19 protein-coding genes are annotated in these 26730 nt (G+C 63.2%); 9 read left to right on the plus strand and 10 right to left on the minus strand.

The window, feature by feature from the left end:
• Nucleotides 1-34: 34 nt before the first annotated feature.
• On the minus strand, nt 35-2344 hold the full coding sequence (locus tag HB630_RS22270; protein ID WP_213774668.1) for an NADP-dependent malic enzyme: 2310 nt from the start codon (nt 2342-2344) through the stop codon (nt 35-37).
• 52 nt (nt 2345-2396) lie between these two features.
• Nucleotides 2397-4169: an aspartate--tRNA ligase gene (gene aspS / locus HB630_RS22275; RefSeq protein WP_213774669.1), complete on the minus strand. Its 1773-nt coding sequence runs from the start codon at nt 4167-4169 to the stop codon at nt 2397-2399.
• A gap of 230 nt (nt 4170-4399) precedes the next feature.
• Between aspS and HB630_RS22280 the strand changes: the two genes are divergently transcribed.
• Together HB630_RS22280 and rnd are read left to right on the plus strand one after the other, a co-directional pair.
• A complete protein-coding gene (locus HB630_RS22280; RefSeq protein ID WP_213774670.1) occupies nt 4400-5878 on the plus strand; it encodes a protein adenylyltransferase SelO in 1479 nt (492 codons plus the stop codon).
• 387 nt (nt 5879-6265) lie between these two features.
• On the plus strand, nt 6266-7414 hold the full coding sequence (rnd, locus tag HB630_RS22285; RefSeq protein ID WP_213774672.1) for a ribonuclease D: 1149 nt from the start codon (nt 6266-6268) through the stop codon (nt 7412-7414).
• 124 nt (nt 7415-7538) lie between these two features.
• Here the strand turns inward: rnd and purN are convergent, their stop codons facing one another.
• A complete protein-coding gene (purN, locus tag HB630_RS22290) occupies nt 7539-8192 on the minus strand; it encodes a phosphoribosylglycinamide formyltransferase (protein ID WP_213774673.1) in 654 nt (217 codons plus the stop codon).
• A 4-nt stretch (nt 8193-8196) separates the two neighbouring features.
• Entirely contained in the window at nt 8197-9270 is a 1074-nt protein-coding gene (gene purM / locus HB630_RS22295) for a phosphoribosylformylglycinamidine cyclo-ligase (RefSeq protein ID WP_213774675.1), read from the minus strand.
• 296 nt (nt 9271-9566) lie between these two features.
• Here purM and HB630_RS28690 point away from each other — a divergent pair, with 296 nt between their 5' ends.
• The 4 genes from HB630_RS28690 to ppx all read left to right on the plus strand — a co-directional run bounded on the left by HB630_RS28690 (nt 9567) and on the right by ppx (nt 14785).
• Entirely contained in the window at nt 9567-10109 is a 543-nt protein-coding gene (locus HB630_RS28690) for a CDP-alcohol phosphatidyltransferase family protein (protein WP_213774676.1), read from the plus strand.
• Nucleotides 10110-10248: 139 nt separating this feature from the next.
• A complete protein-coding gene (locus tag HB630_RS22305) occupies nt 10249-10926 on the plus strand; it encodes a DnaA/Hda family protein (protein WP_213774678.1) in 678 nt (225 codons plus the stop codon).
• 145 nt (nt 10927-11071) lie between these two features.
• A complete protein-coding gene (locus HB630_RS22310; protein ID WP_213774680.1) occupies nt 11072-13261 on the plus strand; it encodes an RNA degradosome polyphosphate kinase in 2190 nt (729 codons plus the stop codon).
• A gap of 21 nt (nt 13262-13282) precedes the next feature.
• On the plus strand, nt 13283-14785 hold the full coding sequence (gene ppx, locus HB630_RS22315; RefSeq protein ID WP_213774682.1) for an exopolyphosphatase: 1503 nt from the start codon (nt 13283-13285) through the stop codon (nt 14783-14785).
• A 157-nt stretch (nt 14786-14942) separates the two neighbouring features.
• On the opposite strand, the gene HB630_RS22320 is transcribed toward ppx, so the two are convergent.
• The 3 genes from HB630_RS22320 to ndk all read right to left on the minus strand — a co-directional run bounded on the left by HB630_RS22320 (nt 14943) and on the right by ndk (nt 20797).
• Nucleotides 14943-18116, minus strand: a complete 3174-nt coding sequence (locus tag HB630_RS22320) for an autotransporter outer membrane beta-barrel domain-containing protein (RefSeq protein ID WP_213774684.1) — start codon at nt 18114-18116, stop codon at nt 14943-14945.
• Between the two features lie 1217 nt (nt 18117-19333).
• Nucleotides 19334-20203, minus strand: coding sequence for a YjbE family putative metal transport protein (locus tag HB630_RS22325; protein WP_213774686.1), 870 nt, complete (start codon nt 20201-20203; stop codon nt 19334-19336).
• Nucleotides 20204-20374: 171 nt separating this feature from the next.
• Nucleotides 20375-20797, minus strand: coding sequence for a nucleoside-diphosphate kinase (gene ndk / locus HB630_RS22330; RefSeq protein ID WP_213774688.1), 423 nt, complete (start codon nt 20795-20797; stop codon nt 20375-20377).
• Between the two features lie 303 nt (nt 20798-21100).
• Between ndk and HB630_RS22335 the strand changes: the two genes are divergently transcribed.
• The 3 genes from HB630_RS22335 to HB630_RS22345 all read left to right on the plus strand — a co-directional run bounded on the left by HB630_RS22335 (nt 21101) and on the right by HB630_RS22345 (nt 23716).
• Nucleotides 21101-21367 (plus strand): sulfur globule protein precursor, encoded by a 267-nt coding sequence (locus tag HB630_RS22335; protein ID WP_213774690.1) that lies wholly within the window; start codon nt 21101-21103, stop codon nt 21365-21367.
• Nucleotides 21368-21565: 198 nt separating this feature from the next.
• Nucleotides 21566-21751 (plus strand): hypothetical protein, encoded by a 186-nt coding sequence (locus tag HB630_RS22340; RefSeq protein WP_213774693.1) that lies wholly within the window; start codon nt 21566-21568, stop codon nt 21749-21751.
• An 87-nt stretch (nt 21752-21838) separates the two neighbouring features.
• Nucleotides 21839-23716, plus strand: a complete 1878-nt coding sequence (locus tag HB630_RS22345) for an ABC-F family ATP-binding cassette domain-containing protein (protein WP_213774694.1) — start codon at nt 21839-21841, stop codon at nt 23714-23716.
• Nucleotides 23717-23770: 54 nt separating this feature from the next.
• On the opposite strand, the gene HB630_RS22350 is transcribed toward HB630_RS22345, so the two are convergent.
• The 3 genes from HB630_RS22350 to HB630_RS22360 all read right to left on the minus strand — a co-directional run bounded on the left by HB630_RS22350 (nt 23771) and on the right by HB630_RS22360 (nt 26421).
• The gene (locus tag HB630_RS22350; RefSeq protein ID WP_249780981.1) at nt 23771-24256 is read right to left on the minus strand and encodes a hypothetical protein; all 486 of its coding nucleotides are present in this window, start codon (nt 24254-24256) and stop codon (nt 23771-23773) included.
• 210 nt (nt 24257-24466) lie between these two features.
• On the minus strand, nt 24467-24919 hold the full coding sequence (locus HB630_RS22355) for a DNA polymerase III subunit chi (RefSeq protein WP_213774696.1): 453 nt from the start codon (nt 24917-24919) through the stop codon (nt 24467-24469).
• A complete protein-coding gene (locus tag HB630_RS22360) occupies nt 24916-26421 on the minus strand; it encodes a leucyl aminopeptidase (RefSeq protein ID WP_213774698.1) in 1506 nt (501 codons plus the stop codon). The genes HB630_RS22355 and HB630_RS22360 overlap by 4 nt, the downstream gene beginning before the upstream one ends.
• Nucleotides 26422-26730: the final 309 nt, after the last annotated feature.

Here is a 26730-nt window from a genome sequence, read left to right on the forward strand (position 1 = left end):
CCTCGGTTCTGATTCCATCAGAACCGAAAAGGCTTTAGCCAAACAGGCCGGGCTGCTGGCGGCCGGCGCGCTCCTGCGCTTCGACCGCGGCAACCGCCGTCATGTTGAGAACGCCGCGCGCAGTCACCGACGGGGTGAGAATGTGCGCCGGGCGCGCGGGCCCGATCAGGATCGGCCCCACCGCAAGCGCATCGGCCAGCGATTTGATCATCTGATAGGCGACATTGGCCGAGTCGAGATTCGGCATGATCAGGATGTTGGCCACGCCTTCCAGATTCGAATGCGGCAGGACCAGCCTCCGCGCCGCTTCCGACAGCGCGGTGTCCCCCTGCATCTCGCCGTCCGCCTCGATCTCCGGATGGTTCTGCTTCAACAGCGCGGTGGCGCGGCGCATCTTCCGGGAAGACTCCGTATCATAGCTGCCGAAGTCGGAATGTGACACGAAGGCGATCTTCGGCTTGATATTGAAGCGCTGGACGTGGATCGCCGCCAGCGCCGCCATTTCCGCGATCTCTTCCGCGCTCGGGTTCGGCCGCACCTGCGTATCCGCGATGAAATAGGCGCCCTTGCTGGTGATCATCAGCGCCAGGGCCGCGAAATCGCTGACGCCCGGCAGGAAGCCGATGATCTCGCGGACGTGGCGCAGATGGCTCATATAACGGCCCTCGACGCCGCAGATCATGGCGTCGGCCTCGCCGCGGATCACCGCCAGCGCCGCAATCACGGTGTTGTTGGTGCGCACCACCGTACGCGCGGCGTCGGGCGTGACGCCGTGCCTTCCCGCCGTGTCGATATAGGACTGCACGTAGGAGCGATAGCGCGGGTCATCCTCGGGATTGATGAGGTCGAAATCCTTGCCGGCCTGAATCGCAAGGCCATAGCGCTTGATCCGCGCCTCGACCACCGAGGGACGCCCGACCAGGATCGGCCGCGCCAGCTTCTCCTCGAGTACGACCTGCGTCGCATGCAGCACGCGCTCGTCCTCGCCCTCGGCATAGATCACACGAACAGGCTGCGTCTTGGCCTTAGCGAACACCGGCTTCATCACGAGGCCGGAGCGGAACGCGAAACGTTCGAGCAGGGCTGTATAATCCTCGAAATTCGCGATCGGACGCGAGGCGACACCCGACTCCATCGCCGCCTTGGCGACCGCAGGCGCGATGCGCAGGATCAGCCGCGGATCGAACGGGCTCGGGATCAGCGACCCCGGACCGAATCCCTGCGCCTCGCCACTGTCGAAGCCGGGCGCGATCGCGTCCGACGGCGGATCGCGCGCCAGTAGCGCGATCGCCTCGACCGCGGCCCGCTTCATCTCCTCGTTGATCGCGGTGGCGCCGACATCGAGCGCGCCGCGGAAGATGAATGGGAAACACAGGACGTTGTTGACCTGGTTGGGGAAGTCCGAACGGCCGGTGCAGATCATCGCGTCGGGGCGGGCCTTGCGCGCCTCATCCGGCATGATTTCCGGATTCGGGTTGGCCAGCGCCATCACCAGCGGCTTGTCCGCCATCTGCTTGACCATGTCGGGCGTCAATACGTTGGGCGCGGACAGGCCGAGAAAGATATCGGCGCCGCCGATCGCATCGGCCAGCGTGCGCTTGCTGGTCTTCTGCGCATAAACCGCCTTCCAGCGGTCCATCAGCGTGTTGCGGCCGTCATAGACCAGGCCGTCGATATCGCAGACCCAGATGTTCTTGCGCTGCGCGCCCATCGACACCAGAAGGTTGAGACAGGCGATCGCCGCAGCGCCGGCACCGGACGCGACGATCTTGACGTCCTTGAGCTTCTTGCCGTTCAGCAGCAATGCATTGGTGATCGCCGCGCCGACGATGATGGCGGTGCCATGCTGGTCGTCATGGAACACCGGGATCTTCATGCGCTCCTTGAGCTGCGCCTCGATCTCGAAGCATTCCGGACCTTTAATGTCCTCGAGATTGATGCCGCCAAAGGTCGGCTCCAGCGCGGCCACGGTCTCGACCACCCGCTCGATGGTGTCGGCGGCGATTTCGATGTCGAACACGTCGATCCCGGCAAATTTCTTGAACAGGACCGCCTTGCCTTCCATGACCGGCTTCGATGCCAGCGGGCCGATATTGCCGAGGCCCAGCACCGCGGTGCCGTTGGAGACCACCGCCACCAGATTGGCGCGGATGGTCAGCGATGCGGCCTCCGCCGGATTGTTGGCGATTTCCATGCAGGCGGCTGCAACGCCCGGCGAATAGGCCAGCGCCAGATCGCGCTGGTTGGCGAGCGGCTTGATCGCCTGAATTTCAAGTTTGCCCGGCCGCGGCAGCCGGTGATACGCGAGCGCCGCAGAACGGAGATCTTCAGAATGTGATGACATGTATTTCCCGCAGGCTCCCTGCGCCGCCGAATTCGAATTCCGGTGGCTGATGTTACTTTTGCGGCAGATTGGTCCGGATGTGAAGTTCGCGTAATTGCTTCGGCGAGGCTTCCGAAGGAGCTCCCATGAGCAAGTCCACGGCCTGCTGATTCATCGGAAACAGCGAGATCTCGCGCAAGTTCGTGGTGCCGCACAACAGCATGACGATGCGATCGAGACCGGCCGCCATGCCGCCATGCGGCGGCGCGCCATACTGGAAGGCGCGGTACATGCCGCCGAAGCGATCGACGACTTCCTGCTCGCCATAGCCCGCGATCTCGAACGCCTTCACCATCGCTTCGGGCCGGTGATTGCGGATGCCGCCCGAGGCGATCTCGTAACCGTTGCAGGCGATGTCGTACTGGAACGCCTTGATGGTCAGTGGGTCCTGCGTCTGCAACGCGTCCAGGCCGCCCTGCGGCATCGAGAACGGGTTGTGCGAGAAGTCGACCTTCTTGTCTTCCTCGTTGTACTCGTACATCGGGAAGTCGACGATCCAGGCCAGTTCGAACCGGTCCTTGTCGATCAGATTCAGCTCCTCGCCGAGCTTGGTGCGGGCGAGACCGGCGAACTTCCAGAATTTCTCGGGGTCGCCGGCGACGAAGAAGGCGGCGTCGCCCTCCTTCAAGCCGAGAACGTCGCGGATCGCGGCCGTCCGTTCCGGGCCGATATTGTTGGCAAGCGGACCGGCCCCCTCGCCGCCCTCGCGCCACATGATGTAGCCGAGCCCGGGCTGCCCCTCGCCCTGCGCCCATGAATTCATCCGGTCGCAGAAGGCGCGCGAGCCGCCGCCGGTGCCGGGAATGGCCCAGACCTGGTTCTTCGGGTCTTCCAGCATCCGCGCGAACACCTTGAAGCCGGAGCCGCGGAAATGCTCGGAGACATCCTGCATCACGATTGGGTTGCGCAGGTCCGGCTTGTCGCTGCCATATTTGCGCAGGGCTTCGGCGAACGGGATCCGCGGCCAACCCTTGGTGACGGGCTTGCCCTTGGCGAAATCCTCGAACACGCCGGTAATGACCGGCTCCATCGCGGCAAACACGTCGTCCTGGGTGACGAAGCTCATCTCGACATCGAGCTGGTAGAATTCGCCCGGCAGCCGGTCGGCGCGTGGATCCTCGTCGCGGAAGCACGGCGCAATCTGGAAATAGCGATCAAAGCCCGACATCATCAGCAATTGCTTGTATTGCTGAGGCGCCTGCGGCAGCGCGTAGAACTGGCCGGGGTGGATGCGCGACGGCACCAGGAAGTCGCGCGCGCCCTCCGGCGAGGACGCCGTCAGGATCGGGGTCTGGAATTCGAAAAAGCCCTGCTCCTTCATCCGCTTGCGCATGGAATCGACGATCGCGCCGCGGGTCATGATGTTCTGGTGCAGCTTCTCGCGGCGAAGGTCGAGGAAGCGGTATTTAAGCCTTATGTCTTCAGGATATTCCTGCTCGCCGAATACCGGCAGCGGCAGCTCCGCCGCCGGCCCCAGCACCTCGATCTCGCTGACATAAAGTTCGACCGCGCCGGTGGCGAGCTCCGGATTATCGGTTCCGTCGGGACGGCGGCGCACCTTGCCGTCCATCCGCACCACCCACTCCGAACGGAGCTTTTCCGCATCCCTGAAAGCCGGCGAATCCGGATCGGCCACGCATTGCATCAGGCCGTAATGGTCGCGCAGATCGATGAAAAGCACCCCGCCATGGTCGCGGATGCGATGGCACCAGCCCGACAGGCGGACGGTCTGGCCGATATCGCTTTCGCGAAGCGCGCCGCAGGTGTGGGACCGGTAACGATGCATAAAATTCTCAGTACAGACCGTCGAAGGGTGGAATCAGGGCCAGACGCCGGCCCCGAAGAGGTTTGAGGGTTTAGCCGAGGCAAGCAGGCCCGGCAACCGAATGGGTGAGCGATCCGGGTTTTTGGCAATTATTGTGAAGCCCGGAAACGCAAAGGAAAACAACCGCACGGATTGCAGCCCTGGCATCGAAATCGATTGTCTAATCGCTGGACGCGCCTATCTTTACGGTCATGACCGTCCATTTTCCGTTCCAGAACAGCTACGCGGCGTTGCCGGCGAGTTTTTTCGCCCGCGTTACGCCGACACCGGTGATCGCCCCGCGGCTGATCAAACTGAACCGGCCGCTGGCGCTGCGCCTGGGTCTCGATCCGGACCTGCTGGATAGCCCGGAAGGGGCCGAAATCCTCGCCGGCAAGTTGTTGCCGGAGGGCGCCGATCCGATCGCGATGGCCTATGCCGGCCATCAGTTCGGTCATTTCGTGCCGCAGCTCGGCGATGGCCGGGCGATCCTGCTCGGCGAGGTCATCGACACCGACGGCGTCCGCCGCGATATCCAGCTCAAGGGCTCGGGTCCGACGCCGTTTTCGCGCCGCGGCGACGGCCGCGCGGCGCTCGGTCCGGTGCTGCGCGAATATATCGTCAGCGAAGCGATGGCGGCGCTCGGCATTCCAACCACCCGGTCGCTCGCCGCCGTCATCACCGGCGAGAGCGTGATGCGGGAGACGCCCTTGCCCGGCGCCGTCCTCACCCGGGTTGCGTCGAGCCACATCCGCGTCGGCACCTTCCAGTATTTTGCGGCGCGCGGCGACACCGAGGGCGTGCGTCGGCTCGCCGATCACGTCATCGCCAGGCATTATCCGCAAGCCGCGCAAGCCGACCGCCCCTATCATGCGCTGCTGGAAGGCGTGATCGCGCGGCAGGCCGATCTGGTCGCGCGCTGGCTTTTGGTCGGTTTCATCCACGGCGTCATGAATACCGACAACACCTCGATATCGGGCGAGACCATCGATTACGGCCCTTGCGCCTTCATGGATCACTATGATCCGGCGACGGTGTTCAGCTCGATCGACGAATCCGGCCGCTACGCCTACGCCAACCAGCCACGGATCGCGCTCTGGAACCTGACGCGCTTTGCCGAATGCCTGTTGCCGCTGCTTGCCGACGAGCAGGAACACGCGATCGCCGAAGCGCAGGAAATCCTGGCCGGGTTTTCGGAGAAATTCACCACCGCCTATCAGGCCGGCCTACGCCGGAAAATCGGCCTGTTCACGTCGCGCGACGGCGACGAGCCGCTGGTGCAGGACCTCTTAGACGCGATGGCCCAGAACCAGGCCGACTTCACCCTCACCTTCAGACACTTGAACGAAGCGGCGCTCGATCCCGCAAACGATACCGCGGTGCGGCAGCTTTTCGCCGACCCCACCGCCTACGACGCCTGGGCGGCGCGCTGGCGGGAACGGACCGCGGGCGAACCGCAATCCGCCGACGAGCGGCAGGCCGCGATGCGCGCGGTCAACCCGGCCTTCATTCCGCGGAACCACCGGATCGAAGCCGTCATCGAGGCCGCGATGAACCGTGACGATTTCGCGCCATTCGAGGAACTCCTGACGGTGCTATCGAAGCCGTATGAAGATCAGCCTGATTTCGCGGACTATGCGCAGCCGCCGCAACCGGACCAGCGCGTGCTGCAAACATTTTGCGGCACGTGAATCGTTAACCCTCCGCCCAGCATTCCGCGCCCGCCGCCGGAAATTAACGCCCGATCAATTCCTTGCGGCAAATCTGGCGGTTTCGCTGGAGGAGTTGCCGTGGACCTGCTGGTGATTGAATTCATGGGATTGGCGATGATCGCGCTATGCATCGTCGTGCTCGCCGTTCCGTGCCGGCGGCCGTCCGGCAGGCGTCTCCGCGATTCCTGACCGTTACATTTCCTGACCCGGCCGTTGATTTGAATCCGGGCTCCGAAGACGCACGCCCTCGGCCGGATGCGGCGGAAACCGCCCTCACCCGGAAATGCAAGGCTCGAATTCGGCGCGGGACCCTTGACATGTCAGCGCTTTCGGCAGAACGCGTCAGGTAAGCGTTATGGACTGTTCATGGACCTAATTACGACGACTTCAGAACTCACCGCTGTTTGCAGCCGTCTCGCCAAACACCCGGTCATTACCGTCGATACGGAATTCCTGCGGGAGACGACCTACTATCCGCTGCTCTGCGTGGTGCAAATGGCAAGCGCCGAGGAAGCGGTCGTGGTCGACACCCTGGCGGAGGGCATCGACCTCAAGCCATTCTTCGACCTGATGGCCGATGAAAAGGTGCTGAAGGTCTTTCACGCCGCCCGTCAGGATATCGAGATCGTCTGGCATCGGGCCGGGATCATTCCGCATCCGATCTTCGATACCCAGGTCGCGGCCATGGTGCTCGGTTACGGCGACTCCATCGCCTATGACCAGCTGGTCGAGCGCGTCACCGGCCACCGGCCGGACAAGACCCACCGCTTCACCGACTGGTCGCGCCGGCCGCTGACCGAGGAGCAAATGCATTATGCGGTCTCCGACGTCACCCATTTGCGCGACGTGTTCGCAGCGCTCGATGCCGATCTCAAGAAGCGTGGCCGCAGCGATTGGGTGAGCGAGGAGATGGAAGTCCTGACCTCGCCGAAAACCTACGATTTCCATCCCGAAAGCGCCTGGGAGCGGCTGAAGACGCGGGTGCGCAAGCCGAAGGAGCTTGCGGTGCTGATGGAAGTCGCGGCCTGGCGCGAACAGGAGGCGCAGGGCCGCGACGTTCCGCGCAGCCGCGTGCTGAAGGACGACGCGGTCGGCGACATCGCCACCCACGCCCCGACCAGCCTCGAACGGCTGGCGAATTTGCGCTCGCTGCCGAAGGGCTTTGACCGCTCGAAATGGGGCGTCGATATCGTGGCCGCCGTGCAGCGCGGCCTGGCGCGCGATCTCTCGGCCCTGCCGAAAATCGAAAAGCCGCGCGGCAATTCCAACGGCGCCGCGACCGTCGAATTGCTGAAGGTCCTGCTGCGGATGACCTCGGAGCGCCATGCGGTCGCCAGCAAGGTGATCGCGACCGTGGACGACCTCGAACAGATCGCCGCCGACGACAATGCCGACGTCGGCGCGCTACGCGGCTGGCGCCGCGAGATGTTCGGCGAAGCCGCCTTGGCGCTGAAGCACGGCCAGCTGGCGCTGGCGATCGAAAAGGGCCGGGTCGTCAAGGTCGACCGCAACTAGAGCATGATCGGTTCTGATTGAATCGGATACCGAAGCTCTCAATTCTTGTTTTGACGCGTTTTCTTCACGCGAACCGGTATCCATCCCGGATCAAGTCCGGGACAGGCTTTCGCTCAAAAACGCTCTAATTCACGGCCGGCGAAATCAGCGCGTCGCCCGAACCGGCGCTCCCGATGGTCTTGCAGATATCGCCGTCGAGCCTGATTTGACCGCCGGCCAATAGCCGCAGCGCATCCGGATAGATGCGGTGCTCGACCGTGAGAATGCGCGCCGCCAGCGTCTCCGGCGTATCGTCGTCCTGCACCGCGACCGCGCCCTGCATCACGATCGGTCCGGCGTCGGTCTGCGGGATCACGAAATGAACCGTGGCGCCGGAAATCTTGACGCCGGCGCGCAGCGCCTGGGCCTGCGGCTCGAGGCCCGGAAACGCCGGCAGCAGCGACGGGTGGATGTTGAGCATCCGCCCATACCAATGCTGCACGAATTCGGCGGTGAACAGCCGCATGAAGCCGGCCAGGCAAATCAGCTCGACCTTGTGCTGGTCCAGCAATGCCTGCAACGCCGCCTCGAACGCCGCACGATCCTTGCCGAACGGCCTGCTTTCGACGATCGCGGTCGGAACCCCGCTCTGGCTTGCGATCGCAAGGCCTCCGGCATCGGAGCGGTTGGAAACCACGACCGCGATCTCGGCCGGAAAATCCGCAGCCTTTGCCGCTTCGATCAGCGCGGCCATGTTCGATCCGCGCCCGGAAATCAGGATGGCGACCCGGCGCTTCATCGCGTCACGGCGCCAGATCGAGGTGGCCGTTATAGACCACGCGGTGGCCGCCCTTGGCCTCGATCACCTCGCCCAGCAGCGCGACGCTTTCGCCGCCTTCGGTGAAAACGTCGGTGACCTCTTCGATGGCATCGGGCTTCACGATCGCGATCATGCCGATGCCGCAATTGAACGTGCGCAGCAATTCGAGCTCGGCGATGCCGCCCTGCTCCGCCAGCCATTTGAACACCGGCAACACCGGCAACCGCGCCAGATCGATGCCGACGCCGAGATGTTTCGGCAGCACGCGCGGGATGTTGTCGGTGAAGCCGCCGCCGGTGATATGCGCGAGGCCCTTGACCGCGCCGGTCTCCCGGATCGCGCGCAGGCATGATTTCACATAGAGCCGCGTCGGCGTCAGCAGCGCGCCGCCCAGGGTCATGACCGGCGAGAACGGCGACGGCGCCTCGAAGCCGATATCCGACTGCTCGACGATCTTGCGGACCAGCGAAAATCCGTTGGAGTGAAGACCCGACGAGGCAAGGCCGATCACCGCATCGCCAACCGCGATATCCGGCCGCGGCAACAGCGTGCCGCGCTCGGCAGCGCCCACCGCGAAGCCGCCCAGATCGTAATCGCCGTCCTTGTAGAGGCCGGGCATTTCGGCGGTTTCGCCCCCGATCAGCGCACAGCCGGACTCCCGGCAGCCTTCCGCGATGCCGGAAACGATCGCGGCAGCGGCCTCCGGATCGAGTTTGCCGCAGGCGAAATAATCCAAAAAGAACAGCGGCTCGGCGCCCTGCACGACGAGGTCGTTGACCGACATCGCCACCAGGTCGATGCCGATGCCGTCATGCAGGCCGGTCTCGATCGCGATCTTGACCTTGGTGCCGACGCCATCGGTCGCCGCCACCAGGACCGGATCCTTGAAGCCGGCCGCCTTGAGATCGAACAGCCCGCCGAATCCGCCGATTTCGGCATCCGCACCGGCGCGCGCCGTGGCGCGGACAAGCGGCTTGATTAGGTCGACCAGACGATTGCCGGCGTCGATATTGACGCCCGAATCCGCGTAAGTAAGCCCGTTTTTACGGTCCGTCATGCCCAAATCCAGATGATGGGGCTGGTTACGTCGGAATCCGCGCGCGTGCAATGCCTCGCAAGGCGGGAGGCTGTGTACTATGTAGGCAGGAACCGGCTCAGCCTGCCAAGAGCCGGATCTGTCTCGAAATCAGGCGCCGGGGCCCTGTAGTCCGACACTCGCATCCCGCTTGCGAATGTCGGGACCAAAAGGACACCGGTAAAATAGGTGCGGCTTTGGGATTTGAGATTTGCAATGACCTTGCAGGGCGCTCGGTTGCGAATGTCAGAACCTCCGCGCCAACCGGGAAACGCCGCGTGAGCATTCCAAACATCATTACCCTGGGCCGCATCCTGCTGGTGCCGTTCATCGTCTGGGCCATTGCCTCGAACCAGCTCCAGATCGCCTTTACGATCTTCCTGGTGGCAGGCATCAGCGACGCGGTCGACGGCTTTCTCGCCAAGCGCTTCAACATGACCAGCGAATTGGGCGCCCTGCTCGACCCGCTCGCCGACAAGGCGCTGTTGGTTTCGATCTATGTGGCGCTCGGCATTTGGGGCGCGATCCCGCGCTGGATCGTCATTCTCGTGGTCTCGCGCGACATCATGATCGTCGGAGCCGTGATCGTCTCATGGTTGTGCGACAAGCCGATCCCGATGAAGCCGTTAATGGTATCGAAACTGAATACGGTGGCGCAGGTCATGTTTGCGGCCCTGGTCCTGGCGTCGCTCGGCTTCGGCTTCAACGCAACGCCTTACGATCTGATACTGATGGGTTTCGTAACGGTCTTTACATTAATTTCCGTATCCTTCTATCTCGTGGAATGGGCACGGCATATGAGCACGATCGAAGCGAGCTGAACTTCGAGAGCCGGCCCGGTTCCGATCGAACAGCACCGGGGCGTTGCGCCTTGGCGCGTTTTCTTCCTGCGAAGCGATATCCAACTCGCTCGAAAACGTTATAGTAACTGCGCGGGCGATCCCGGCATGGAGTGTTTGCGTGGCAAGCCGCGTTCCACCTCGTCAGCTTGCATTTGCGTTGCCCTATACGGAGCACCTCGGCCGCGACGATTTCCTCGAAGGGCCGGCCAACGCCGCCGGGCTCGCACTGGTCGATAGCTGGCCCGATTGGCCAAACCGGGTCATGCTGCTGGTGGGGCCGGAAGGCTCCGGCAAAAGCCATCTCGCCGCCATCTGGGCCGAGCGAGCCGGCGCGCGCTCCATCAGTGCTCATGCCCTGACCGCGGACGAAGTCCCGGTTGCCCTGGCGACAGGGGCGCTGGTCGTCGAAGACTTGAAGTCGTCCGCTTTCAACGAACGCGCGTTGTTCCATCTGCTCAATCTGGCGCGGGAAGACGCTGCATCCGTTCTGATCACCACGCGCGAGCAGCCTTCGGCGCTTCAGGTCGAACTGCGCGATCTGCGCTCGCGCCTGCGCGCGATACCGGCGGTGTCGCTATTGCCGCCCGACGATCAATTGTTGCGCGCGCTGATCGTCAAATATTGCGCCGACCGCCAATTGATCATCGATGAGGCCGTGGTGGGCTTTCTCGCCAACCGGATCGAGCGGTCTTACGCCGCCGCGCGGCAGGCCGTCGAACTCCTGGACACCGAAGCGCTGCGGCAGGGACGGCCGGTAACCCGCGCGCTGGCGGCCGACTTGCTGCGCGACATCTGATTTCCCGGTCCTTTGATTTTCCAGTCCTTGACGGCGAGCCCGGCACGAACGTCAATGTCATTGAAACGTCATCGGCGTAACACATGGTTTGCGCGGTGTTTGCCAGAATCCGCGCCGCGCCCGCTCCGAGATGGATTGAATTCTGATGGAATCCCCGCAAGCCATTGTAATAAAAGAGAAAGATAATTCAGCCGAGGCCCTCGCATCGATTGCCAATAGCCCGGAACGCTTCATCAATCGCGAGCTGTCCTGGCTGCATTTCAACCGGCGCGTGCTCGAGGAAGCGGTCAATCCCGGCCATCCCGCGCTTGAGCGCGTCAGGTTCCTGTCGATTTCCGCCAATAACCTCGATGAATTCTTCATGGTCCGCGTCGCTGGCATCAAGGCGCAGGTACGCGAAGGCATCACCGAACGCAGCCCGGACGGACTGACTCCCTCGGAGCAGTTGGTCCTGATCAACCAGACGGTCTCCCAGCTCGCCTCCGACCAGCAGGTGATCTGGAGCGATCTGCGCAGCGTGCTGACCGAAGTCGGCATCGTTCTCGTCGACGGCCGCGACGTCACCAAGACGGAACGAAGCTGGATCGAGGAACATTTCCTCCTCAATATCTTCCCGCTGCTGACGCCGCTCGCGATCGACCCGGCGCATCCCTTCCCGTTCATCCCCAGCCTCGGTTTCACCATTGCGCTGCATCTGGTGCGGATGTCGGACGGCAAGCCGATGAACGCGCTCATCCGCATGCCCGGCAAGATCGACCGCTTTATCCGGATGCCCGCGACCGGGGACGGCGCGGTGCGGCTGATCACGCTGGAGCAAGCCACCGGCCTGTTCATCGGCCGGCTGTTCCCCGGCTACACCGTCAAGGGCCAGGGTGCGTTCCGCGTCATCCGCGACTCCGAACTCGAAATCGAGGAAGAGGCCGAGGATCTGGTCCGCCTGTTCGAAACCGCGCTGAAGCGGCGGCGGCGGGGATCGGTGATTCGGCTCGAAATCGAGGCCAAGATGCCCGAAGAACTGCGCGCTTTCGTGCAGCACGCGCTTTCCACCTCGGACGACGAAGTGTTCCTGGTCGACGGCGTGCTGGCCATGAACGAATTGTCGCAACTGACCCGGCTCGACCGTCCCGATCTCGAATTCACGCCCTATGTGCCGCGCCATCCCGAGCGCGTGCGCGACCATGGCGGCGATATCTTCGCCGCGATCCGGCAAAAGGACCTGATCGTCCATCACCCCTATGAATCGTTCGACGTGGTCGTGCAGTTCCTGCAGCAGGCCGCGCGCGATCCCGATGTCGTCGCCATCAAGCAGACGCTCTACCGCACCTCCAACAACTCGCCGATCGTGCGCGCGCTGGCGGAAGCCGCCGAGGCTGGAAAATCGGTGACCGCGCTGGTCGAACTCAAAGCGCGGTTCGATGAAGAAGCCAATATCCGCTGGGCGCGCGACCTCGAACGCGCCGGCGTGCAGGTCGTCTACGGCTTCATCGAACTGAAGACCCACGCCAAGCTGTCGATGGTGGTGCGGCGCGAAGGCGGCAGCCTCACGACCTATGTCCACACCGGCACCGGCAATTATCATCCGGTGACGGCGCGTATCTATACCGACCTGTCCTACTTCACCTCCGACCCCGCGATCGGGCGCGACGCCGCGCGGGTGTTCAACTACATCACCGGCTATGCGGAACCGATCGACATCGAGAAGATGGCGGTATCGCCGCTCACCTTGCGCAAGCGCATGCTCGAACACATTCACGGCGAGATCGGTCACGCCCGGAACGGCAAGCCGGCCACGATCTGGATGAAGATGAACTCGCTGGTCGATCCCGACATCATCGACGCGCTGTATCAGGCGTCTCAGGCCGGCGTTCAGATCGAACTGGTGGTTCGCGGCATCTGCTGCCTGCGCCCCGGGCTTCCCGGACTTTCGGAAAACATCCGCGTCAAGTCGATCATCGGCCGGTTCCTCGAACACGGGCGAATCTACTGCTTCGGCATGGGCCAAGGACTGCCCGGCGCGAAAGCGGCTGTGTATATCTCGTCCGCCGACATGATGCCGCGGAACCTCGACCGGCGCGTCGAAGTTCTCTGTCCGCTGCAAAATCCGACGGTGCATCAGCAGGTTCTCGAGCAGATCATGGTCGCCAACCTGAAGGACACCGAGCAAAGCTGGCAGTTGTTGCCGGACGGATCGTCAACGCGTATGAAGGCCGCGAATGGCGAAGAGCCGTTCAATGTGCATAATTACTTCATGACGAATCCGAGTCTGTCCGGCCGTGGAAAGTCGCTCAAGGAATCTTCACCGCGCCGCCTCACGCGACGTAACGAACGCCAGTAATCCCCACAAGGAGCCTTTGCGGTGAAGCGACCGCGCAAACGCGCATCCAGCGTCGCGGTCATCGACATTGGCTCGAACTCGGTGCGTCTCGTCGTCTATGCGGCGATGGCCCGCAGCCTGGTGACGGTGTTCAACGAGAAGGCGCTATGCGGTCTCGGCCGCGAGGTTCAAAGCACCGGTCTGCTGGCGCCGGACGCGGTCGCGAAAGCCTTGACCTCGTTGCGGCGCTTTCGCGCTTTATGCAGAGTACAGAAGGTGGGCCGCGTCTACGCGATCGCCACCGCCGCCTGCCGCGACGCCAGCAACGGGCCCGACTTCATCGCCAAGGCCGAACGCATCTGCGGGGTGCCGATCAAGATTCTGTCGGGACCGCGCGAGGCGAAACTATCGGCGCTCGGCGTCGTTTCCGGCATTCACAATCCCGACGGTATCGTCGGCGATCTCGGCGGCGGCTCGCTGGAACTGATCGACGTGCGCGGCAACCGCGTCCACAGCGGCGTCACGCTGCCGCTCGGAAGCCTGGCGTTGCAGGACGCCTCGCATAAATCGCTGAAGCGGGCCGAACGTATCGTGAAGGGCGACCTTTCCGCGGTCGCCCAACTCAAGGCCGGCCGCGGCCGCACCTTCTATGCGGTCGGCGGCACCTGGCGCGCGCTGGCGCGGATCCACATCATCCAGAGCGGCTATCCGCTCCGCGTGATGCACGGCTATTCGCTGCCGGCCGCGGAGGCACTGGATTTCGCGCAGCGCCTGCGCCGGCTCGCATCGACCAACATGCTCGCCAATATCGAAGCCGTCGCCGACGCGCGGCGGCCGCTCCTGACCTATGCGGCGCTCGTCCTCGAATACGTCATTCGCGTTGCGCGGCCGAAGACCATTGTATTTTCGACGTTCGGCGTGCGCGAGGGCCTGCTCTATGAAATGCTGCCGCAGGCCGAGCGCGCCAAGGACGGATTGATCTGCGCCGCGCAAGACCTCAACGAACTGCTTTCGCGGTCCGCGCGCCACGCGCAGGAATTGATCGCGTGGACCGACCGCCTGGTCAGGGTCGCAAAGCTGCGGGAAACCGACGAGGACCGCCGCCTGCGTCACGCCGCCTGCTTATTGTCCGATATCGGATGGCGCGTGCATCCCGATTACCGCGGCGAGCAGACGCTCAATCTCATCATCCACGGCAATTTCGGCGCGATCGCCCATCCAGGCAGGGCGTTCGTCGCGCTGTCGGTGTTCTACCGCTATGCCGGCCTGAGCGAAGAGAACGAACCGCCGGCCGCGATCCGCGACCTCGTGCCGCCCGCCATGATCGAGCGGGCCCGGATGCTCGGCGCCGCCTTCCGGGTCGCCCATCTGGTATCGGCGGCCCGGCCCGGCGTGTTGCCGGCGACCCACTTCCGCAGCGAAGGCCGCAAGCTGATGCTGGTGTTCGAGCACCGGATGGTCGATCTCGTCGCCGATCGCGCCGGCAGCCGTTTCAAGCAGCTTGCGCGGCTGCTTGGCCGCACCGGATCGATCGTCAGGCGCTAACTCCGGCGGGCTCGAACCTGCAACCAAGCCGTTATGAGAGGGAGAGCAACGCTTTCGAGAAGGCGCGCCTCCATCGCCACCGCCTTCAGAGACTTGATGGAGAAGGCCGCCTTATGGAGAAGCCCGTCCATAACTCCCGAGCGTCGACCTCTGTCGTTCACCATGTGACGCGGGCTCCGAACTTTCCGCCAAAGGCATCGCTACGGCCGTTGAAGCTGATCTGGTAGAGACCATTTGCATAGAAGTCGACGTTCCGGGAGATTTGGGCGTCCAGACCAGCGGTGACTTCCACCCAGCCGCCTCCGAGGTCGGAGCGGAACGGGATATAGCCGGTCGCCGATGAGAAGGAGGTATGCGGATCGCCGAGGAATTCGTACCACAGGCTCGGCCGCAGCCAAACCGTCATTAGGCGCGACTGCGGGGTGGAGGGATCGATTGCCCAGCTCCGCTCCACGCGCGCACCGATCCGGCCGGCCAGCGAGTCCACATCGTTGAAGATCACGCTTGCGAAGCTATCCGCGGTGCCCGCAAGCGAAGCAGTCTGATAGACCAGTTGAGCCTGCGGTTCGATACTGAAGCCTTGACCAAGCTGGAGCGACTTGCCGGTCTCCAGCGAGGTTGCAAAGCTGCCGCCATGCGTGCTCAAACCGCTGATGCCGATCGGGTCGGCCTTCAGATCGTTCCACGTGTACTGGGCCACCGCATCAACGTACCAGCCCGTGGCACTGAACCGCGTCCAATAACCGCCGAGCGTATAGGCGGTCAGACTGTTGGATCCGGCGGGCAGGCCAGTGACATGGGCGACATCGGCGCTCATTCCGCCGATGGCAGTATAAACCCCGACATGATCGCTGCCGCCATCGCTGCGCTCGGCCCGGTAAAGATCGGTGCCGCCCTGGAACGCAAAGATGCTGTAGTCGTACCGGGGGCCAGAACCATAGATACCGTCCGTGTCGCCGCCCTGCTTGCCACCCAGCGCAAGAATGCGGCCCCAACCCAGCGAGGGCGCTGCACCATTGCCGTCGGGCGATGCAATGCCGGGACTTTCCTCGCCCACCCGCTCGTGCAGCGTGTCCAGCAGGCTGCGTCCATACAGCAGCACCATGGACGGCAGTGACGCGTACAGCGACGTTTCAGGACGATAGTTTGGTACCACCGCCGGCGACGACGGTGTTGTTGACGGGCACGGCAATGAAGTTGCCGACGGCGAGCAATCCAGCGTCGAACGCAGGTACCAATTCTGCGGACCGCTTGCGTCCACGCTACCGTAAAACAGGGTATATTCGTAAGGGCCAGCCGCCACGCGATTACCCAGCGTAAAGGCCCCGGCCGTGCTACCGTTATTGTTGGTCACATTAACAAGTTCGATGCCGTTTCCCGTCGTCACGGCACCGGGTCCGCCCACGTTGGTCACATGGACAGACGCAGTTCCACTGGTGGCGCTGCCGTTCAGATTGAGCGTGAGCTGATCGGTCCGCTGCACGCTGCCGTCATTCAGATAAGTGTTGAACAGCACCTGGCTAGCGGAGCCGAAGCTGACATTGTTGCTGGTGACGGTGAACTTGTTGCCCACCGTTCCGGCCTGCATGCCCGCGATGTCGAGCGTGCCGTTCAGCGCAAAGTTATCGGCGCGCACCTCGCCAATGCTTCCGCCCGACAGTGTTGCCCCGCCAGCAACCGTGAAGGAACTGGGTGAGGCCGCCCCGACATCGGCCGCGAGCACGCCATAGACGGCGTTGTTCGAGACGGCAAAGGTGCCGGCCTGCACCGTCGTCGTCGCATAGGCTTGCGACCAGCGATCAGACGCAGCGGCGTGGAGCGATCCGTCGAAGTTCACAAGGCCCGCGCCCTGCTTCACGACGCTGATCAGCCCGTTAGCCGCGTTGTTCTGAATGGGATCGTAGTACGTGATGTTGTTGCCAGACGCAGCGTTCAAATTCACTTGCGAGCCGCCGCCGGCGTTATTGATATAGACGGCATTCGCCTCCGAGGTGTTCTGACTGTTGTTCGAGAAGGTGATGTTGCCGCCTGTTGCGTTGAGGTCGAGTATCCCCGAGGCGAGAAAGAGCGCACCGCCGTTACCGCCGGCCGTGTTGCTGGTGACCGAAAGATTGCCGCCACTCGCCGTCAGCGTGATGTCGCCTGCGCCACCCAGGATACCTGTCGCAATCGCGCCGCCATTACCGCCAGCCGTATTGCCGCTCACCGAGCCGCTACCGGTGAGCGTCACACTGCCTCCGGCCAAAGTGCCGATCGCGCCGCCGCTCCCGCCCGCGTTGTTGCCGGTGATCGTGACCGTCCCGGCGGCATTCCCGAGCGTTATATTCCCGAGCAATGACGCGACGGAGCCGCCGTAGAGCGTCGCCGTGTTGCCGGTGAGCGACAGGTTTCCGGACGTGCCTGCAAGGCTGATGCTGCCACCGTTGGTTCCAACCGCGCCACCTACATCGGCCCTGTTACCGCTCGCTGTCAGCGCGTTGACAACGGTCACATTGCCCAAAGCGAACAGTGCGCCGCCCACGCCGTTCACGCCGTTGACTGCGGTATTGTTTGTCAGCGTATTGGTAGCGCCGGTCAGCGTCATGTTGCCGGCTGAATAGAGCGCGCCGCCACTGTTGACAGTCGCGGTGTTGCCGGTCGCGGTCACGTTGCCGTTCGCGGTAAGGTCGCCGCCCGCATAGATCGCGCCGCCGCTGGTATTGGCGATGTTGTCGGTCGCCGTCAACGGAGCATTCACCGTGACTGCACCGACCGCGTAGATGCCGCCGCCACGACCTCCCGTCGCCGCATTGTTCAACAACGTAAGGCCGCTGCCCGATACGGTGAGTGCCCCCGCACCGTTGATTGCGCCGCCATCCGTTTCTGATCCACCGGTCAGCGTAATATTGTTGAGTGTGAGAGTCGTGGCGTCTGGGGCGCTGAAGTATCCGAAGTGGCCGGCCGCATCATTGAGCGTAATCGTGCTACCGCCGGTCGCGCCGTTGATCGTCAGACCCGGCATTCCAGGCAGCGTCAGGCCAAAGGACGTAGCCAGGGCTGCCGGATCGTAGAGGGATGCACCGCCCTGAAGGTTCCAGACCGTGGTGTTGGTTGGAGCACCCAAGGTGGCCAGATTGGTTCCATCCGGAACGGTTTGCGCCTGAGCGCCGGCGCTCAGAACGGCGGCCATGATGGCCATGCCGCACCCCGACGCCCCGGCATTGCCAAGAAGACAGCCGCTTTTCGCCCTGCGGCTACGCGCCATCGACAACGATGCGCGCCGCAGGACTGCCATGATACGGCGGCGGAAGTGACTGTCCTGCCGCCATTCGGAAGACTGGACACGTACCATCCCATCTCCGCTCGGCTCTTCTGGCATTTGCGAAGGCACGCGAACCCGCGCGTTAGGCGATTCGGACAGTGCCCGGGGGGCAGGATAGAGAAAATCCGGCACGAGAAAAGTAAACGAAATGCGCCACGTCTGCACGGATGCGCTTTTTTATAGAATGTCACTCCAAAGCCGCATATCGCGACGCAGGAAACTCTTGGTAGAAAAATTCCGGGCCGGAGTTGAATGGAACAATCTTCCTGAAAGCTCACAGCTGCGTGCTTTCGGAGACCTGTGAGCCAAAACGCGGTTCCACAGAGCGCGCATAGGCGGAACTATCATTAAGTGCGTGTGATCTGGGTTCCGCTTCCGCCCTGCCAAGTAGAACAGAACGTCTTCGCGACGAAGTCGGCCGATGTTATTAGGTCCATCAAACAGGCCACGTTTAAGGACGACATCACAGCATCGGAGATTCGCGAAGAAGCAACGAAGCAGTGGCTGGAGAGGCGAAAGCCCGGGTAAGTTCGGTCTCGATGACGAGGGCATTCCTGTTCTCCATGAGGATATGCCCCATGAAGCAGACGTTGCGATCGGATCGATCCTGTCCCTGTCGGCACACGCCGCTGCGTCCGTCACAGGCAAATTCCGCCGCTCACAAAAACTGATTTCGCAAGCCGCATCAATCCGATCCGGCCCGTCCAGCCCTGCCGGGAAAAATATCCGGCTTCCTCTTCATACCAAATCAGATTCATTTGCCTCGCATCCCGCCTCATGAAGAGGGGCGTTTCGCGATCGTCACGAACGTAGAGGCGGGAAGCGGTGGCCACGAGACATCGCAGCATTCTTCTGGGAATGCGGACGAACGAGGTCTTGCGGACGGCGAAGCCGTGTGGTCCTGGCGCCCCGACGCTGGCGTCAAGTTGGCGACGATGCTTGCGCATCGCGCTGATGATGGTGGCAATAAAGCCCGGTCACCAAGGAGAGCGCGGAGTAAGCCGTTAAAACCATTGCGCAGGGAAGGCCGGGTGTACCTCGGCTCAACCTGTGGTTCCTGCCCCGTGCATTTTTTTCACGCACGGGGGCCGCGGGTGCCAGCCGGCATCCGGCCTTCCCTGCGCCCTCTCATCGAAGAAGGGTGTCTCGCAAAGCAAAGCTCGGGCAATACCGGCCGCGAGAACGCGGCGCTGTATCTCGTTTAGGGCGTCTGGCTGTTTGACAATCGGATTCGGAGACTGCACGGCTCACGAACGATCGGCCGATGGAACCGCCTCGCCCGCATCCGGCGCGACAATGTGCTCGATCTGTTGCAATTTACGCCGCCGCCAGATCGAGCCCACGATCAGCACGATGGCCGCGCCCAGCGCCGAACTGAGATATTCGAGCAGATCTCCGTCCAGGCTGAGATGCGGCGACCAGTGCAGCAAGGCCGAAGTCGCGTTGAAATCGAACTCGATCCGGCCGTCGATCAGGCGCTGCAGGAAGGGATGATCGGCCGGATCGCTCGCAATCACGCCGCCGGCGATCCAGCCGAGCAGCGTAGCGCCGAGCCAGATCAGGATCGGGAACCGGTCGAGCACCATCATGATCAGCGCCGCGCCGGCGATGATCATGGGAATGCTGATGGCCAGCCCCAGGATCAGAAGCGAAAGCTGCCCGTTCGCCGCGGCCGCCACCGCGATGACATTGTCGAGGCTCATGACGATGTCGGCGATCACGACGATGCGGACGGCGTGCCAGAGCGTGGTGCCCGCGGCGATCTCGTCATCCTCGTCCTCAGGCACCAAAAGCTTGGCCGCGATGAAGAGCAGCGCAATTCCGCCGACCAGCTTCAGGTAAGGCAGCGCCATCAGCGTGGCGATGACGCCGGTGAAGGCGATCAGGAGGATCACCGCGATGCCGGCGCCGATCACCATGCCCCACAGGCGGTTGCGCCCATGCAGGCCGCGGCACGCCATGGCGATGACCAGCGCGTTATCGCCGGACAGCAGCACGTTGATCCAGATGATCTTGCCGACCGAGAGCCAGAAGCCCGGCGTTTGCAGATCAGCCTGTAATTGCGTCAGAAACGCACTGAAATTGGCGGGATCAAAGACCTGCGATAACCAGCTCACAGCCCGCCCCTGTCGGTCCGACGTTTGCGGCCATCGTCACTAGAGCCTTTTCGATTCTGATGAAATCAGAACCGTGCCCTAGCTTTTTATTTTGACGCGTTTTCTTCACGCGAACCGGTATCCACTTCGCTCGAAAACGCTCTCCAAAATGGCCGCCAACGTCCCGGTCAATCAACCGACGATCTCGTTGCCCGCGAAGAACTGGGCGATCTCGACCGCGGCCGTCTCGGGCGCGTCCGAACCATGCACCGAATTCTCGCCGATCGACTTGGCGTGCAGCTTGCGGATCGTGCCTTCGGCCGCCTTGGCGGGATCGGTCGCGCCCATCACGTCGCGGTACTTCAGCACGGCGCCCTCGCCTTGGAGAACCTGCACGACCACCGGTCCGGAAATCATGAACTCCACCAGTTCGCCGAAGAACGGCCGCGCCTTGTGGACGGCGTAGAAGGTCTCGGCCTGTTCGCGGGTCATGCGGATGCGCTTCTGCGCGACGATCCGAAGTCCGGCCTTTTCGATCAGCGCGTTGACCGCGCCGGTCAAATTGCGCTCGGTCGCGTCGGGCTTGATGATCGAGAAGGTGCGTTCAATCGCCATGATTTCGTCCTTGGAACAGTGGTGGGAGATTTGGCGCGCTTATATCGACGCGCCCCGAGAACGGCAAGCGATCCGGCAAAAAGCCGAAGAATCGCCGCAAGCCGGACCGGCGGCTGACCCCGCCGCCCCCAGAATTACAACAATTTCATCGAGGTGAACCTTGTCTGACAGGACCATGCCGGTCCGGTTCATGTTTGCCCGGATAGGCTGAAATCGACCCGGTGCCTGCCGCGCTTCGGAAGTAACCGGGTCCCGTGCATTCACCGACGCGCCAATGCGCGCCGAACCCTCAAGGAGACGACCATGTTACGCAAACTCTCGCTTGTTGCATTCGCTGCGGCTTCGCTGGGCGTGGCTGCGTTGGCGCCGACTTCCGCGTCGGCCTGGGGTGCCCCGGGGTGGCATGGCGGTTGGCACGGTGGCTGGCATGGCGGCGGCTGGGGATGGCGCGCCGCCCCGCGCGTCTATGTCGGCGGACCGGCCTATGGCTACGGTGGCGGTTGTTATACCCGGCGGCTGGTTCCAACGCCCTGGGGACCGCGCTGGCGCCTGGTCAATCGCTGCTACTGACACCGCCACGTCCAGCGGATTCGGATCGAAGGAAAGCCCCGGCCAAGCACCGGGGCTTTCCGGTCTCGGGCCCGGTCGCTCAATCTTAATTCAATCTTTACTAGAAACCGCGCAATCGGCCGGACGCTTCGAAACAATCTCCGTCGCTGTGACTTGGTGCTGCATGATCTTGCACAACCAAGCGGCGCGGAGCTCGCCATGAACAGCCGGACGGTCAACCGTTTTGAGGACATCGATCACGCCACCAGCCGATCGATCTGCGACGCCATTGGCGAACGTCTCCGGCAGAACCTCAGCCCCGATACGTCCGCGCTCTCGTCCCGCTTGCAGTCCTTGATGGACGAGATGCGCCGGCGGGACGGCCAGAACAGCCCCAGGGACTAGCCGGCTGCATTTTCGACCCGGATCACCCAAAGATTGTGTTCCGCAGAACCGGCTTGCCTTTGGCCGCGGCTCCGGTGACAACGCCGCATGCTTTCCATCACCGATATCTCGATCCGCGTCGCCGGACGCCTGTTGATCGATCAGAGTTCCGCCCAGATCATCCCCGGCGCGCGGGTCGGATTCGTCGGCCGCAACGGCGTCGGCAAATCGACCCTGTTTCGCGCGATCCGCGGCGAATTGCCGATCGAAACCGGCAGTATCGCCATCCCTCCGCGCTGGCGCGTCGGCAGCCTTGCCCAGGAAGCCCCCGACGGCCCGGAAAGCCTGATCGAGGTGGTGCTGAAGGCGGATCTTGAGCGCGCAGCCCTGCTGAGCGAGGCCGAAACGGCGCAGGATCCGGCGCGGATCGCCGACATTCAGACCCGGCTCGTCGATATCGACGCCCATTCCGCCCCAGCCCGCGCCGCCGCGATCCTCTCCGGCCTCGGATTTTCCACCGCCGATCAGGCGCGATCCTGTTCCGAGTTCTCCGGCGGCTGGCGCATGCGCGTCGCGCTCGCCGCGACCCTGTTTGCGGCTCCCGACCTGCTGCTGCTCGACGAACCGACCAACTATCTCGACCTCGAAGGAACGCTGTGGCTGGAAGATCACCTTGCGAATTACCCGCGCACGGTGATCGTCATCAGCCATGACCGCGACCTGCTCGATACCTCGGTCGATCAGATCCTGCACCTCGATCACGGCAAGCTCACGCTCTACAAGGGCACCTACTCGTCGTTCGAGGAGCAGCGCGCCACCCGCGAAATGCTGGACGCCAAGCATGCCAGGCGCCAGGCCGACGAGCGCAAGCGGCTGCAGGACTTCGTCAATCGCTTCAAGGCCAAGGCCTCGAAGGCGCGGCAGGCCCAATCCCGCGTCAAGATGCTGGAGAAAATGAAGCCCGTCACCGCGCTGGTGACGCAGGATGTGCGTGAAATCAGCTTTCCGGTGCCGGAGAAAATGCTCTCGCCGCCGATCATCGCCGTCGACAACGTCTCGATCGGCTATGACCCAAAAAAGCCCGTGCTCAACCGCGTCACCCTGCGCATCGATACCGACGACCGCATCGCGTTGCTCGGCTCCAACGGTAACGGCAAGTCGACGCTGGTGAAACTGCTCGCCGGCAAACTCGCCCCGTTCTCCGGCCACGTCACGCGCGCGGAAAAACTGTCGATCGGCTATTTCGCGCAGCATCAGGTCGACGAACTCGATCTCGAAGGCTCGACCTATGATCACCTCCGCCGCCTGATGCCCGATGCGCCCGAAAGCAAGGTTCGGGCACGCGCCGGCGCGATCGGCTTTTCGGGAAAAGCCGCCGACACGATCGTCAAGAGCCTGTCGGGCGGCGAAAAGGCGCGGCTGCTGCTGGGATTGGCGACGTTCTTCGGCCCCAACATGATCATTCTCGACGAGCCCACCAACCATCTGGACATCGACAGCCGCGCCGCGCTCGCCGAGGCGATCAACGCGTTTCCCGGCGCGGTCATCATGGTTTCCCACGACCGCTATCTGATCGAAGCCTGCGCCGATCAATTGTGGGTCGTCGCCGACCATGCCGTCACGGCCTATGACGGCGACCTTGACGACTACCGGCGGGCGATATTGTCGGCGCGCGGCATGCGAACGAATCCGCGCGAGCGCGCCGGCGGCGAACGCGACAATGGCGGCGACAAGCCTCCACGCGGCAAGGCCGAGAAACGCTCGCCGCTGAAACAACGGATTGCCCAGGCCGAGGCCGAGATCGCTCGCATCAGCGAGATCATCGCCAAGGTCGATACGGCGCTGGCGCTGCCGGACCTGTTCACGCGCGATCCGAAACAGGCCGCCCAGCTCAGCAAAGCGCGCGCCGGCGCCGCGAACGCATTGCAGCGGGCCGAGGAAGAATGGCTGAAAGCCAGTTCGGCGTATGACGAAGCAGCAGGCTAGATCGTGATCGGTTCTGATTGAATCAGAACCGCGATAGCGCCAACGGCGCGAAGATCAGGTCGCAGCCGGCTTCTTCTTCGCTTTCGACTTCGCGGCTTTCGGCTCCGGCGGCGGCTCCTCGCCGCGTTCGACCGACGTCAGCCGTCCCGCGTTAAACGTGTAGATTCCGGCGCGCGGTCCCTGATTATAGGTGATGACGGCCAGGCGATCGCCATGCTCGTTCCTGGAAACATTGACGTTGCTGGGGGCGCCGATGCCGCGAACAACATCGCATTCGGTATGGCCGAGCGCCACGGAGCCGGTTGGCGCCGGCGGCGCGCCGGCGGCGCCTTCGGTCATGGCGTTAGCGCCGGTCGACGCGGCTGGTGGAGTCATGCCCGAGCAAAGCCCCTCGCCGCTGACCAAATCGTCGGCCGTCACCGGCTTGTTCGGGGTGAGCGGCGGCGTTTCAATCGAAACCGCCTCGATGGTCAGCCGGCCGGTTTTCTTGAACCAATCCGCATCCTTCGACAGAAGATCGGACGAGAACATGTCGCCCATGCTCGCGCCTCCTCCGCACCCCGACAGAAGAGGAGCGAACAGCAGCAAGGCCAGCCATCGCCTTCGATGAGAATTCCCGTTTCGCACGATAAATCAGCTTCCTAGCCCGCGTCCTAAGCGGCTGTCCCACCATCACTTTGCGGCACGACCGTGGCTACAGGGACACTACCCCCACCAAAATCGCAGATTATCATTAATTGGTACAAATCGCTATTGCCGCCGCTGCCACCGGCCGCGCTCGTCCGCCTGCCAATAGGTGACCTCGAAACCGCGCGCCTTGCAATCGGTCCAGGCGCTGCGTGCCGCCCCCAAGGCGTCGCTGTCGTCACCGTTGAAGATCAGGACCAGCCGTTCATAGTTTCCGGAATCGGCCGGCAAAGCGGCATTGTCGACCAAGAACCTGACATTGGCACGATTCGGGTTACCCTCCTCCGCGACCAACAGGACTGGCTGATCCGATGCATCGCCGGCACGCCAAGTGGCGTGCGGCAGAAATGAATCGTCGCGATAGGTCCATAAATGAGCGTCGAGCGCGTCGGCGCGCTCCTCCGATGTCGACTGCACCACCACCCGCCAGCCGCGCTCAAGCGATTTCTCAAGAAGCGGCGGCAAGACATTTTCCAGCGTCATGTCTTGCAGGTGATAGAATAGAACTTCCGTCATTTTTTGGCTTCGTAATATTCCGCGACCAGCCGCTCGAGCAGGCGAACGCCATAGCCCGAACCCCAGCTCTGGTTGATGTCGGTCTTCGGCGCCCCCATCGCGGTTCCCGCAATGTCGAGATGCGCCCAGGGCGTGTCGTCGACGAAACGCTGCAGGAACTGCGCGGCCGTGATCGAACCGCCATTGCGGCTGCCGCCCGTGTTCTTCACATCGGCGAATTGCGAGTCGATCATCTTGTCATATTCTGGACCGAGCGGCAGGCGCCAGACCCGCTCCCCGGTCTCCGTTCCGACCTTGATCAGCCGTTCGGCCAATTCGTCGTTGTTGGAGAACAATCCGGCGTATTCGGTACCAAGCGCGACCAGGATCGCCCCGGTCAGGGTCGCGAGATCAACCATGAATTTCGGCTTGAACTTCCTGGCGACGTACCAGAGCACGTCGGCCAGCACCAACCGGCCCTCGGCGTCGGTATTGATGATCTCGATGGTCTGACCGGACATCGAGGTCACGATATCGCCGGGGCGCTGCGCGTTGCCGTCGGGCATGTTCTCGACCAGGCCGATGGCGCCGACCGCGTTGACCTTGGCCTTGCGCGCGGCGAGCGCGTGCATCAGCCCGACCACGCAGGCCGCGCCGCCCATATCGCCCTTCATGTCCTCCATGCCTCCTGCGGACTTGATCGATATGCCGCCGGTATCGAAGCAGACGCCCTTGCCGACAAACGCCACCGGCGGCTCGCCGCGCTTGCCGCCGTTCCAGCGCATGATCACGGTCCGGCCCGGCTGGGTCGAACCCTGGGCGACACCGAGCAGCGCGCCCATTCCAAGTTTCGCCATCGCCTTGACGTCAAGCACTTCGACATCGACGCCGATTTTGCGCAGTTGCGCCGCGCGCCGCGCGAATTCGACGGGATAGAGCACATTCGGCGGCTCGTTGACGAGTTCGCGCGCGAGGATCACGCCGTCGACGATATGCGAATCGGGAGAGAAGGCCTTGCGCGTCGCCGCGACGTCGGCGACGGCCACCGAAATGTCGGCGCGCAGCGCGGTATCCTCACCATCCTTCTTTCTGGTCTTGTAGCGGTCGAATTTATAGGCGCGCAGCCGCACGCCAGCGGCGATCGCGGCGGCCTGCTCCGGCTTCATCGCCCCGTTGGGCAAATCCGCAACGATCGTTACCGGATCGCTGGCAGCACGCAATTTGCCGGCGACCACGCCGCCCAGCTTGAGAAAATCATTGTCCTTGACCGCCGATAGCTTGCCGGTTCCGACCACGATCAGGCGCGGCGACTTGAGGCCCTGCGGCGCCAGGATGTCGAGCACCGCGCCGCTCTTCCCCTTGAACTGGTTGGTGGCCGCAGCGCGCCCGACAAGGCTTGCAGCCGGCCCCAGCGCCTTTCGCGCAGCATCGCCGAATTTCAGCGTGTCGTCGCAGAACACGACGAGAATGCCACGCGCGGCGGCGGAAAACGGGGCGAAGCCGACCTTGACGGCGTCGGACATGAGAAAATCCTCCAAAAATCAGAGCTGTAGCAGGGGGCCGGAGCCCGATCGATGCTCTCTTTGGCTGTAAGGCACATCCGTCAAGAGCATGTTCCGGCGCACTATGGCCTGCGAGTCGCCACAGTGCCAAGCGCCGCCGTGGCCGCAAGGCCACAAACATGAATTATTAACCATATCCTAAGGGTGCCACGGCTCAGCCATTTTGTTGACGGATCAACGAGATGGTAATGAGAAGAGTGGGCCGGCTGGAGGGGAGTCGGCGACCCAAGGGGATCCTGGCTCCAGGATGGGTCGCCAACCGTGCTTCCA

It is taken from the genome of Bradyrhizobium sp. dw_78, from assembly GCF_018449525.1.
Taxonomy (GTDB): Bacteria; Pseudomonadota; Alphaproteobacteria; order Rhizobiales; family Xanthobacteraceae; genus Bradyrhizobium.